Genomic DNA, 11,863 nt, shown 5'->3' with positions numbered 1-11,863 from the left:
GGCTACCGGGATTCGGAGTGCCGCCGGGCCAACCAGGTGATCAGCCGGCCGAGGATGATCAACAGCAGCACGAAGACGATCAGCAAGAACGCCGCGTCGTAGGACAGGGCGCGCGCGGCCTTCGACGGCAGGTTGTAGAACGTCCAGATCGGGTAGGTCAGGTAGCCCACCGGTGAGTCGGTGAGCTTTCCGGTCGGCGCGGAGTTCGACCAGCCCGCGGTGTACAGCATCGGCGCCGTCTCGCCGACCGCCAGCGCGAGCGCCACCAGCAGGCCGGTGACGATCCCGGGGATCGCCGACTTGAGCACGATCTTGCGCAGGGTCCACCCCAGCGGCAGCCCGAGCGCCTCGGCCCCCTCCCGGTAGGAGGTGGGCACCTGGGACAGCGCGGATTCGGTGGCCTTGGCGATGTAGGGGATGCTCATCGCCGACAGCGTCAGCACCCCCGCCGCCAGCGAAAAGCCCCAGTGGAACTTCACCACGAGCGCCAGGTAGCCGACGTAGCCGAGCACGATGGACGGGATGCCGGACAACACCTCGTACGCGCCGCGCAGGATGGATCGCGTTCTGCCGCGGGCGAATTCGGACAGGTAGATCCCGGTCAGCACGCTGACCGAACCGCCGACCACCAGGACGCCGATGCCGACGACGACGGTGCCGATGATGGCGTTGCGCAGGCCGCCGCCGTTGCCGCGCGTGTTCTCGGTCACCACGCGCCAGGTGAACACCGGCAGCGCGCGGGAGACGACCTCGAGCAGCATCCACAGCGTCGGCACGACCACCACCGCCAGGCAGCACACGCAGGCGGTCCAGAACAGCGCGTTGACGACCTTGCGCCGGACGGTCGCGTTCACCTCACACCCCCCGCCCCACCGGCAGCGCGGTGCCCGACACCCGGCGCACCATGGCCCGCGCCGCCACGTTCGTCAGCAACGTGATCACCATCAGCACCAGCGACACCTCGGCGAGGGTCTTCACCGCGAAGTCGGTGAAGTCGGTCATCGCCGAATCCAGTTGCGACACCACGGTGGCGGCGATGGTGGTCATCGTCGCGTAGATGTTGGTGGGCATCGCACCCAGCACCGCGCCCGAGACCATCGCGACGGCCATCGTCTCGCCCAGCGCGCGCCCGAGCCCGAGCACGACCGCTCCGATGATGCCGCTGGACACCCACGGCAGCGTGACCCGGCGCGCGCACTCGAAGTCGGTCATTCCCAGCGCGATCGCGCCCTCGCGGGGCAGCACCGGCACCTGACGGATCAGGTCCCGGGTGGTGCTGGCGATGATGGGGATGACCATCACCGCCAGCACCAGGCCGGACACGAACATGCCCTCCCCGTTGCCGGTGTTGCCGCGGAAGTAGCCGAGCACCGGCACGTCCGGGGCGTTGCGGGCGATCAGCGGCGCGACGTGGTGGGCGATGAACGGCCCGAATGTCATTGCGCCCCAAAGGCCCACGATGACGCTGGGGATACCGGCGAGCAACTCGAGCACCATCCCGATGGCCGACGCCAGGCGCCTGGGCAGCCGCTCCACGATCACCAACGCCGCGCCGATCGACACCGGCACCGCGATGATCAGGGCGATCGCGGAGGTCGCCAGGGTCCCGACGATCAGCGGCAGCGCCCCGTAGTAGGCGCCGACCGGGTGCCGGACGCCGCGGGTGACGACGGCGTCGCCGTAGGTGTTGCCCGGGTTCCAGTCGGTGGCGGTGAAGAAGTGCAGTCCGTTGACCCGGATCGCCGGCAGCGCCTCGAGCAGCAGCGTCGTCAGCACGAACACGAGCGCGAGCAGCGGCATCACCGCGCCCACCGCGCCCAGCGAGCGGATGGCCAGGCCGGGGCGGCCCGCACGGCGAATCTGCTGAATCCGGTCGAGCGCGCGCGGCATCGTGAAGGCGGTCACCAAATCCCTACTGGCCGCTGATCTTTGCGATCTGGGCGTCGGACAGCTTGACCACCGACGCCGGCAGGGGCTGGAAGTGAACCTTGTCCAGGAACGAGGCGTTGTTGCCGTCGGTGACCGCCCAGTGCAGGAACGCCTGCAGCGTCTGGGCGGTGGCGCCGTCCTTCTGGCCGCTGTTGACGATGGCGTACTCGTAGTTGACGATCGGGTACCCGTCGGGGGCCGGGCCGTTGATCAGCGAGATCGCCTGGTTCGCCGGCGTATTCGACGCGAATCCGGCCGCCTCGGCCTGGATGCTCTGGGCGTCGGGCAGCAGGTACTTGCCGGAGGCGTTGGCCAGTTGCGCCTCGCCCAGCCCCCGCTGCTGGGCCTGGTCGAGGAAGCTGATGCCGATGTAGGCCACGCAGCCGGGGGTGTCCGCGCAGCCGGTCACCATGCCGCCGTTGCCGTTCTCGCCCAGCGCGCCGGGCACCGCCGGGAAGGCCACGGTGGTGCCGTAGGCGGGCGAGCGGCCCCAGCCGTCGGGATCCTGCTTGGACAGGTACTGGGTGAACAGGAAGGTGTCGCCGGAGCCGTCGGAGCGGTGCAGCGGGACCACCGGGGTGGCGGGCAGGTTCACGCCGGGGTTCAGGCCCGCGATCTGCGGGTCGTTCCACGTCTTGACGGTGCCCTGGTACATCGCGGCCAGCACCTTGCCGTTGAGCTTGAGGTGCTCGGTCACGCCGGGCAGGTTGTAGTTGACCTGCTGCGCGGAGATGGCCAGCGCGATGTTCATCAGGCCCTTGTGCTGGGCCATGTCGCCCTCGGACAGGTAGGCGTCGGAGGCGCCGATGTCGACCGCCCCGGCCGCCGCCTGGGAGATGCCGGTGCCCGAACCGGTGCCCTGGGGGGTGATCGTGACGTTCGGGTACTTGTCGTGATAGGCCGGGCCCCACAGGTTGAACAGCGGGTACAGCAGGGTGCTGCCGGTCTCCGACAAGGTCACCGGCGCGGACGCCGGCGTCGTGGCGACCGGGCCGCCCGCCCCCTGATTCGACGCTCCGTTGTTGGAGTTCGAGCCGCAGGCACCCATGCTGACGGTCAGGGCCAACACCAGCGGCGCGGTGGCCGCCAGGGTCAAGAACCTACACCAACGCGTTTTCACGATCTCTCACCTTCCTTTGCGATCCTTTGCGATCCTTTGCGATCCTTTGCGATCCTTTGCGATTCCCTTGCGTTACTGACGGTTTGGGCTCACCCGGTGATCTTGGCGATCTGGGCGAGCGACAACTTCACCACCGGATCCGGCAGCGGCTGGAAGTGAACCTTGTCCAGGAACTTGTCGTCGTTGCCGTCGGTGACCGCCCAGTGCAGGAACGCCTGCAGCGTCTGGGCGGTGGCAGCGTCGGGCTGGTTGCCGTTGACGATCGCGTACTCGTAGTTGACGAGGGGGTACCCGTCAGGGGCCGGGCCGTCGATCAGCGAGATCGCCTGGCTTGCCGGCATCGTCGCGGCGGAGCCGTCGGCCGCGGCCTGAATGCTCTTGGCCTTGGGCAGCAGGTACTTACCGGATGCGTTGCCCAGCTTGGCCTGGCCGAGTCCCCGCTCGTCGGCCGCGTCCAGCGAGCCGATGCTCGTGTAGGCGACGCAGCCGGGGTTCGCCGCGCAGCCGGTCACCATGGCGCCGTCGCCGTTCTCGCCCAGCGCGCCGGGCACCGCCGGGAAGTCGACGGTGGTGCCGAAGCCCGGCGAGCGGCCCCAGCCGTCGGGGTCCTGCTTGGACAGGTACTGGGTGAACTGAAACGTGCTGCCGGACCCGTCGGAGCGGTGCAGCGGAACCACCGGGGTGTCCGGCAGGTGCAAGCCGGGGTTGAGGGCGGCCAGCTGCGGATCGTTCCAGGTTTTGATCCTGCCCTGGTACATCCCGGCCAGCACCTTGCCGTTCAGCTTGAGGTGCTGATGGATGCCGGGCAGGTTGTAGTTGACCTGCTGGGCGGCGATGGCCAGCGCGATGTTCATCAGCCCCCGGTGGGCGGCCACGTCGCCCTCGGACAGATAGGCGTCGGAGGCGCCGATGTGGACCGCCCCGGCCGCGACCTGGGAGATGCCGGCGCCCGAACCGCTGCCCTGGGTGACGAGGGTGACGTTCGGATACTTGGCGTGGTAGGCGGGACCCCACTCGCTGAACAGCGGGTAGAGCAGGGTGCTGCCGGTCTCCGACAGCTCCACCCTTGCCGTCGCCGGCGCGGTGGCGACGCTGCCCGTGGCCGGCCCGGGGGCCGGCGCCCCGCCGGGGGTCTCGGCGTGCGAGCCGCAGGCGGCGACCGCCAGGGCCGTCACCAGGGCCGTCACCAGGGCCGTCGCCAACGCCGTCATCAGGGCCGGCAGCGCATCCAATCGAGCCTTCACGTCCTCGCTTCCTCGTGCGTCCCGCCGCGCGGGCCCTTCCCCCGGCTAGCCGTCGGTGGCCCCAACCCTTTCGGTCCCCGTCCGGTCCGGCCGGAACGGCGCGAAGTAGCGGGCGGTTTCCTCATGCTTCGGCGACAGGAACAGCTGTTCGGTGGGCCCCTCCTCGACCAGCCGGCCTTCGAAGAAGAAGGCGGTCCGGTCGCCGGTGCGGGCGGCCTGGGCCAGATCGTGGGTGACCATGACCACGGTCAGGCGGTCGGCGAGCGATCGGATGAGCCCCTCGATCTTTTCGGTCGTGGTCGGGTCCAGCGAGGAGGTGGGCTCGTCGAGCAGCAACACCTCCGGGCCGACCGCAAGCGCGCGGGCCAGGCACAACAACTGCTGCTGACCGCCGGAGAGCCGGAACGGCGAATCCCCGAGCCGATCCTTGACCGCATCCCACAGGCCGACCTCCGTCAGCCGGGCCTCGGCGACGTTCTTGAACTCCTTGCGCGGCACCATCTTGTGGGCGCGCACGCCGGCGACGACGTTGTCCATGATCGACATCGGGAACGGGTTGGGGCGCTGGAACAGCATGCCCACGCTGCGGCGAAACTCCATCAGGTCACGGCCGGAGAAGATGCTGCGCCCGCCCATCAGGACGTCGCCGCTGTGCCGGAAGCCGGACACCTTGTCGTTCATCCGGTTCAGCGTCCGCAGAAAGGTCGTCTTACCCGAGCCCGTCGGCCCCAGCAACGACGTGACCGCGCGCGCGGGGAACTCCAGGCTCACCCGATCGAGCACGGTCTTGGCGCCGAAGCCCAGCGTGAGGTCCACCGCGGCCATGGCCACGGGGGCGACCGGGGCGGCCCCGGTCTCGGCATCGTGCGGTTCACGGCCCATCAAAATCCGATGCTACTGCGCGTAACCGGCGCGACACCGCTCGTTAAACATGTCCTCAGCTACCTACAAGGTGTCGCTAATCCCACGCTCGTCCACAAAGGTTTGTATATTCACGATTGGTTCACTTGGTTGTTACCAAAGGTCACTGTGTGCGCCGTGCACGGTCCCGACGCGACGGGAGGGTTGCGTGAGGTTAATCCGATCTGGCGCCGCGCTGAGCCTGCTCGCCGTCAGCGCGCTGGTGTTGGCCGGATGCGGTGGCAACTCCAACACTTCGTCGGGGTCCAGCGCCAAACCGATACCGGTGGACTGCGGCGGCAAGAACCGGCTGCACGCCAGCGGGTCGACCGCGCAACAGAACGCCGTCGAGCAGTTCGTCTACGCCTACGTGCGGGCGTGCCCGGGGCACACGCTGGACTACAACGCCAACGGCTCCGGCGCCGGCGTCGAGCAGTTCGTCAACAACGAGACCGACCTGGCGGGCTCCGACGTCCCGCTGAACCCCTCGACGGGTCAGCCCGACCGGGCCGCCGCCCGGTGCGGTTCCCCGGCGTGGGACCTGCCCACGGTGTTCGGCCCGATCGCCATCACCTACAACGTCAACGGCGTCGGCTCGCTGAACCTGGACGGGCCGACCGCGGCGAAGATCTTCAACGGCACCATCACCAAGTGGGACGACCCGGCGATCAAGGCGCTCAACGGGGGCAACAGCTTCCCCTCGACGCCCATCCACGTCGTGTTCCGCAGCGACAAATCCGGGACCACGGCCAACTTCCAGAAGTATCTCGACGGCGCGTCCGACGGCGCCTGGGGCAAAGGCACCGGCGAGATGTTCAACGGCGGCGTCGGCGAAGGCGAAAGCGGCAACAACGGCACGTCGGCGGCGCTGCAGAACACCGACGGGTCGATCACCTACAACGAGTGGTCGTTCGCGGTGGGCAAGCAGCTGCACATGGCGCAGATCATCACCTCGGCGGGCCCGGATCCGGTGTCGATCACGACCGACTCGGTCGGCAAGACCATCGCCGGCGCCCGGTTCCAGGGGCAGGGCAACGACCTGGTGCTGGACACGTCGTCGTTCTACCGGCCGACCCAGGCCGGCGCCTACCCGATAGTGCTGGCGACCTACGAGATCGTCTGCTCGCACTACCCGGACAAGGCGACCGCGCAGGCCGTGAAGGCGTTCATGCAGGCGGCCATCGGTCCGGGGCAAGATGGACTAGAGCAGTACGGGTCGATACCGTTGCCGAGCTCGTTCCAGTCCAAACTGGCGAACGCGGTGAATGCGATCTCGTGAACACGCGAAAGCCTGCTTTTAGCAGCTTGGTGAGAAGGGAGCCGCCGCGGTGAGCGCGCCGGGTACGCGAATGGGGTCGCAGTTCGGGCCCTATCGGCTGCTGCGGCTGCTGGGCCGCGGCGGGATGGGTGAGGTCTACGAGGCCGAAGACACCCGCAAGCGCCGCGTGGTGGCGTTGAAGCTGATCTCCGAGCAGTTCTCCGGTGACCCGATGTTTCGCGCGCGCATGCAGCGCGAGTCCGACGCCGCGGGCCGGCTGACCGAGCCGCACGTGGTGCCGATCCACGACTACGGCGAGATCGACGGCCGCCTCTACCTGGACATGCGCCTGATCGAGGGCGACGACCTGGCCACCCTGTTGCGGCGCACCGGGCCGCTGAGCCCGCCGCGGGCGGTGGCCATCGTCAGCCAGGTCGCCGCGGCGCTGGACGCGGCGCACGCCAGCGGCGTGACGCACCGCGACGTCAAGCCGGAAAACATCCTCGTCACCAACAGCGACTTCGCCTATCTGGTGGACTTCGGGATCGCCCGCGCCGCCGCCGACCCGGGGCTGACCCAGACCGGCACCGCGATGGGCACCTGCAAGTACATGGCCCCGGAGCGGTTCACCAGCGACGACGTCACCTACCGCGCCGACATCTATTCGCTCGCCTGCGTGTTGGGGGAGTGCCTGACGGGGTCGCCGCCGTTCCGGGCCGACAGCATGGAACGGCTGATCGCCGCGCACCTGCTCGAGCCGCCCCCGCGGCCCAGCCAGATGATGCCCGGGCGGGTTCCGGCGGCCCTCGATCAGGTGATCGCCCGGGGCATGGCCAAGAACCCGGAGGAGCGCTACCGCACCGCCGGCGAGCTGGCCGCCGCGGCCCACGACGCCCTGACCGCCTCCGAGCAGCACCAGGCCGTCGCGATCCTGCAGCACGGCGAGCCGATGGGCGACGCCGAGACCATGGTTCGCCCCGTGGTGCCCACCGGCGGCTGGCCGGCGCCGCCCGGTGGCGGCTTCACCGGCGGCAACACGATCTCGCCGCCCGGGGGGGTCAGCGGGTGGCGCAGCCAATCCGTGCCGATGCCGTATCCGCAGCCCTCGCGGTCCGACTACTGGGGCGGCGGGCCCCCGGCGGACCGGAGGCGCAAGTGGTGGATCGTCGGCGGCGCCTTCGCGGTCGCGCTCGTGGCCGTGATCGCGCTCGTCGTCGTCCTGATGCACGGGTCATCCGGGACCCAGCCGAAGGAACAGGCCGGGCAGAGCGAGCTGCCCTTCACCGGCATCGACTTCCGCCTGTCGCCGGGCGGGGTGGCGCTGGACAAGGCGGGCAACGTCTACGTGACCAGTCAGGGCATGTACGGGCGGGTGGTGGAGTTGCCGGCCGGCACGAGCGCCCCCCGGGTGCTGCCGTTCAACGGGCTGTACCAGCCGCAGGGGCTGGCGGTGGACGACGCCGGCACGGTCTACGTCAGCGACTTCAACAACCGGGTGGTGAAGTTGACGAGGGGCTCGAACAACCAGACGGTGCTGCCGTTCAACGGCCTCAACTACCCCGAGGGCGTGGCGGTGGATGCCCAGGGCGCGGTGTATGTCGCCGACCGGGGCAACGGCCGGGTGCTGAAGTTGGCCGCCGGCGCGAACGCCCAGACGGTGCTGCCGTTCAACGGCCTGAAGAACCCGGACGGCGTGGCGGTGGACCCCGCGGGCAACGTCTTCGTCGCCGACACCGACAACAACCGGGTGCTGAAGCTGGAGGTCGGGACGAACGCCCAGATCGAGCTGCCGTTCGGAGGCGTCTCGGTGCCGTGGGGCATCGCGGTGAACCCGGCGGGCGACGTCTTCATCACCGAGCACGACAGCAGCCAGGTCAAAAAGCTGCCCGCCGGGTCGAACGTTCCGGTGGTGCTGCCCTTCACCGGTCTCAACACGCCGCTGGCGGTGGCGGTCGACTCCTCCGGCGACAATTCCAAGGGCGGCGGGACCGTCTACGTCGCCGACCGCGGCAACAACCGGGTGGTCAAGCTGGTTCCGTGACCAGGAACTCGTCGTTGTGCTGCCCGGGGGCGGGCGGGGGACCGGCGGCCACGGCGTCGAAGCTCGAGTAGCGCGCCGGCATCCGGACGACGGTGATCGCCTCGTCGCCGCCGCCGACCTGCAGGGCGAGCTCGTTCTCGGCGAACAGCTCGGTGCCGACCACCTGTTTCCAGGTGTAGGCCAGGCAGGCCATCAGGCCGCCCTCCTGCAACAGCTCGACCCATTCGGCCGCGGTCTTGGCGGCCAGCGCCGACTCGAGTTCCTCGGTCAATTCGTGGTAGTTCAGCGCGCGCGAGCGCTGGTCGGCGAAGCGCTCGTCGTCCGTCAGGTCGGGGCGGCCGATGATCTGGCACAGCTTCGCCCAGTGCTTGGGCACGTAGGCGCTGATGACCAGGTAGCCGTCGGCGGCCTTGAACGCGTCCGACGGTTGGGTGGCGAAGCCGACGCTTTTGCGCTTCTTGGGTTTTGGCGCGGCGTCGGGCTTGGGCGCCTCGCTCGGCTTGTTCAGGTGGATGGTCAGCTGGCTGGCCTGCAGGTTGACCGCGACGTCGTACATGGCCACCCGGACCGTGTCGGCCACCCCGTGGCGCTCGCGGTTCAGCAGCGCGGCCAGCACCGCCTGGGCCAGCACGTGCCCGCTGGCCGCGTCGACGAGCTGGAACGGGATGATCTGCGGCTTGCCGGTCGGCGTGGGCATCCCGGTGCTCATGCCCGACTCGGCGGCCACCATCAGGTCGACGCCCGGCCTGCTGCCGTGGGGCCCGTTGCCGCCGTAGGCCGACAGCCGCGCGTAGATGAGGCGGGGGTTGCGGGCCCGCAGGTCGTCGGGGCCGAGCCCCATGCGCTCCATCACCCCGGGCCGAAACCCTTCCAGCACAACGTCGGCGGTCTCGGCGAGCCGCAGTATCTGCTCCTTGTTCTCGTCGGCGGTCAGGTCCACGGCGACCGATTTCTTGCCGCGGTTGTGGGGCAAGAACAGCGTGGGCAGGGGCGGGCGCCCGGGCAGCACCGCGGTGATCTGCCGGGCGGCCTCGCCGCCGGGCGCCTCGACCTTGATGACCTCGGCGCCCAGGTCGGCCAGCACCTGCCCGGCCAGCGGCCCGGCGATGTTCTGGGTGAAGTCGAGCACCCGGTAGCCGTCAAGTGGCTTGGCGGGCTTGCTGTTTGGCACTCTGGCCCCCTCCTTAAGCTGGCTTGCCCAGCACCGCGGTGCAGTAGTAGTTCCGTCCGAAGGGCGCGTCAGGGTCGCCGGACTGCAGCGGTAATCCGTTGTCGCCCAGCAACTTATTGAGCGGTGTGCGCACCGGATGCCAGCCGCGCTCTTCCAGGTAGGCCGCCACGTCGTTGCGTTCGCCGGGGAAGCCCAGGTCGTCGAGCGCGACGTCGAGGCCGTTCTCCCGCCACCTTTCGCCCGCGGCGTTCAGCGCGTCCCCGCTGACCCCAGTGTTGTGAAACACCTCGGCCACCAGCCTGCTGCCGTCGGCGCTGAGCTCGGTGACCTGATCCAGCAGGCGGTCCTGCGCGTCGGCGGGCAGGAAGCCGAGCAGGCCCTCGGCGGCCCACGCGGCCGGCCGGCTCGCGTCGAACCCGGCCCGCCGCAGCGCCGCCGGCCAGTCGTGGCGCAAGTCGACCGACACGTTGCGCAGCTCGGCCGTGGGCGTGGCGCCGAGCTCGGCGATGGTGGTGGACTTGAACGCGATGACCTCGGGCTGGTCGATCTCGAACACCGTGGTGCCGTCGGCCCACCGCAGCCGGTAGCCCCGCGCGTCCAGGCCCGAGGCCAGGATGACGACCTGGTCGACGCCGGCCTGCTGGGCCTCGGCGAAGAACGCGTCGATGTAGCGCGTGCGCGCCGCGAGCATGTCGGTCATGCGTTGCATGCCCCACGCGGCGCCGGGCACGTCGACGTCCCGGGAATCGAGTTCGCCGGCGGCCCAACGGGTGAAGAAGTCCACGCCCACCGCGCGCACCAGCGGCTCGGCGAACGGATCGTCGATCAGGCCCGCCCGGGTGGCCCGGGCCCGCCCCGACGCGACCATCGTGGCCGTCGCTCCCACGCTGGTTGCCAGGTCCCAGGTGTCGTCGTCGGTGCGCGCCATCCGTGGTCCTTCCGTGGTCCTTCCGTGGTCCCGTTCAAGGCTGGTTAGACAGAATAACGATACGGTCTCTCGGCCGTTGCGGGTCCCGGCCCGGGAGGGTCCTGTCTTACGATGACCCGGATGGAAACGCTGGTGCCGATCGCCGCGTCGCCGTGCGCGACGACGGTCACCCGGGATGTCGACTGGCGGCGCAACGCCCGCTTGGCGCTTCAGCTGGCCTGGCTCAGCCTGGCCGTGGTGCTCGCCGAGGGCGTCGTCGGGCTGTGGCAGGGGCTGGCGGTCGGATCCGTCGCGCTCACCGGATGGGCGCTGGGCGGCGGCGCCGAGGCGCTGGGCAGCGCGATGGTGGTGTGGCGCTTTTCGGGTTCCCGCACCCTCTCCGAGACGGCCGAGCGCCGCGCCCAGCGCGGTGTGGCGGTGTCGTTTTGGCTGACGGCCCCCTACATCGCCGCCGAATCCCTCCGCGACCTGGCCGGCGAGCACCGCGCCGAAACCTCGGTGATCGGCATCGGGCTGACGGCCGCCGCGCTGTTGCTCATGCCGGTGCTGGGGTGGGCCAACCACCGGCTGGGCACGCGACTCGGCTCGGGGGCCACCGAGGATGAGGGCACCCAGAACTATTTGTGCGCCGCCCAGGCGTCCGGGGTGCTGGTGGGCCTCGCGGTCACGGCGGCGTGGTCGGGCGGTTGGTGGATCGACCCCGCGATCGGGCTTGGGATCGCAGGCATCGCGGTGTGGCAGGGCGTGAGATCCTGGCGCGGCCACGCCTGCGGCTGCTGAGGCTGGGCAAGGTCAGTCCGGTCCGGCTTCCCACGTCCCGGGCAGCATCGGCACGCTGGGCCCACCCGCGCCGCCGCCCGCGGCCGGCAGCGTCGCCAGCCCCGCCGCGCTGGAGCCGTCCCTGGCGGCGGTCCCGACGAAGCCCAGGGCGCCCGCGCCGCTGGCCGAGGGGGCGGGCTCGGGTTCGAGGTCCATGTATTCGTAGCCGCGGCCCGGCTGGGTGAGTTTGGCCCGGCGGCGCCGCGGCGACGCGGCCCGTTCCTCGGGCGCGGCCGCGACCGCCGGCGCGTCGGCGCCCTCCGGTTCCGGCGCCTTCTTCCGGGTGCGGGCGGTCGCCGCCCTGCGGGCATCCGCGCCCAGGCCGCCGACCAGGTAGGCGTAGCCGTCCATGCCCGCGGTCAGCGCCGCGCCGGTCAGCGTCGGCGGCGCGGTCGACGGTGGCGGCATCGCGGGTGTGGCGGTCACCGCCGTCGCGGGCGCGGGGGCCGGGGC

General features: G+C 70.4%; 11 protein-coding genes. 3 read left to right on the top strand and 8 right to left on the bottom strand.

From position 1 onward, the window contains the following. Nucleotides 1-2 precede the first annotated feature (2 nt). The 5 genes from pstA to BST11_RS18685 all read right to left on the bottom strand — a co-directional run bounded on the left by pstA (nt 3) and on the right by BST11_RS18685 (nt 5,175). On the bottom strand, nt 3-854 hold the full coding sequence (gene pstA, locus BST11_RS18705; protein ID WP_083139382.1) for a phosphate ABC transporter permease PstA: 852 nt from the start codon (nt 852-854) through the stop codon (nt 3-5). A gap of 1 nt (nt 855) precedes the next feature. Beyond that, nucleotides 856-1,890, bottom strand: coding sequence for a phosphate ABC transporter permease subunit PstC (pstC, locus tag BST11_RS18700; RefSeq protein ID WP_083139422.1), 1,035 nt, complete (start codon nt 1,888-1,890; stop codon nt 856-858). Between the two features lie 22 nt (nt 1,891-1,912). After that, entirely contained in the window at nt 1,913-3,049 is a 1,137-nt protein-coding gene (gene pstS / locus BST11_RS18695) for a phosphate ABC transporter substrate-binding protein PstS (protein WP_372509631.1), read from the bottom strand. 89 nt (nt 3,050-3,138) lie between these two features. Then, a complete protein-coding gene (pstS, locus tag BST11_RS18690) occupies nt 3,139-4,260 on the bottom strand; it encodes a phosphate ABC transporter substrate-binding protein PstS (protein WP_083139381.1) in 1,122 nt (373 codons plus the stop codon). A gap of 78 nt (nt 4,261-4,338) precedes the next feature. Continuing rightward, nucleotides 4,339-5,175 (bottom strand): ATP-binding cassette domain-containing protein, encoded by an 837-nt coding sequence (locus tag BST11_RS18685; RefSeq protein ID WP_142276431.1) that lies wholly within the window; start codon nt 5,173-5,175, stop codon nt 4,339-4,341. 187 nt (nt 5,176-5,362) lie between these two features. Between BST11_RS18685 and pstS (BST11_RS18680) the strand changes: the two genes are divergently transcribed. Continuing rightward, nucleotides 5,363-6,472, top strand: coding sequence for a phosphate ABC transporter substrate-binding protein PstS (gene pstS / locus BST11_RS18680; protein ID WP_083139380.1), 1,110 nt, complete (start codon nt 5,363-5,365; stop codon nt 6,470-6,472). A gap of 49 nt (nt 6,473-6,521) precedes the next feature. Further along, nucleotides 6,522-8,492 (top strand): serine/threonine-protein kinase PknD, encoded by a 1,971-nt coding sequence (locus BST11_RS18675; protein ID WP_372509632.1) that lies wholly within the window; start codon nt 6,522-6,524, stop codon nt 8,490-8,492. Here the strand turns inward: BST11_RS18675 and BST11_RS18670 are convergent. Further along, nucleotides 8,476-9,663, bottom strand: a complete 1,188-nt coding sequence (locus BST11_RS18670; RefSeq protein WP_083139378.1) for a CoA transferase — start codon at nt 9,661-9,663, stop codon at nt 8,476-8,478. The genes BST11_RS18675 and BST11_RS18670 overlap by 17 nt on opposite strands. A gap of 13 nt (nt 9,664-9,676) precedes the next feature. Further along, nucleotides 9,677-10,591 (bottom strand): class I SAM-dependent methyltransferase, encoded by a 915-nt coding sequence (locus BST11_RS18665; protein ID WP_083139377.1) that lies wholly within the window; start codon nt 10,589-10,591, stop codon nt 9,677-9,679. A 120-nt stretch (nt 10,592-10,711) separates the two neighbouring features. Between BST11_RS18665 and BST11_RS18660 the strand changes: the two genes are divergently transcribed. Then, on the top strand, nt 10,712-11,371 hold the full coding sequence (locus BST11_RS18660; RefSeq protein WP_244897703.1) for a cation diffusion facilitator family transporter: 660 nt from the start codon (nt 10,712-10,714) through the stop codon (nt 11,369-11,371). A 12-nt stretch (nt 11,372-11,383) separates the two neighbouring features. Here BST11_RS18660 and BST11_RS18655 read toward each other — a convergent pair. Further along, on the bottom strand, nt 11,384-11,863 hold a 480-nt coding region (locus tag BST11_RS18655; RefSeq protein WP_483406804.1), incomplete at its 5' end, for a PPW family C-terminal domain-containing PPE protein.

Origin of the sequence: Mycobacterium alsense, from assembly GCF_002086635.1 — a bacterium.
Lineage (GTDB): Bacteria > Actinomycetota > Actinomycetes > Mycobacteriales > Mycobacteriaceae > Mycobacterium > Mycobacterium alsense.
The sequence above is the reverse complement of the archived record's forward strand: the minus strand, read 5'-3'. Positions and strand labels throughout refer to the sequence as shown.

Bases quoted from the DNA above. Each gene is read 5' to 3' on its own strand.
- BST11_RS18660 (WP_244897703.1), top strand. From the start codon at position 10,712: ATGGAAACGCTGGTGCCGATCGCCGCGTCGCCGTGCGCGACGACGGTC.
- BST11_RS18685 (WP_142276431.1), bottom strand. From the start codon at position 5,175: ATGGGCCGTGAACCGCACGATGCCGAGACCGGGGCCGCCCCGGTCGCC.
- BST11_RS18665 (WP_083139377.1), bottom strand. From the start codon at position 10,591: ATGGCGCGCACCGACGACGACACCTGGGACCTGGCAACCAGCGTGGGA.
- pstC (WP_083139422.1), bottom strand. From the start codon at position 1,890: ATGCCGCGCGCGCTCGACCGGATTCAGCAGATTCGCCGTGCGGGCCGC.
- pstS (WP_083139381.1), bottom strand. From the start codon at position 4,260: ATGACGGCGTTGGCGACGGCCCTGGTGACGGCCCTGGTGACGGCCCTG.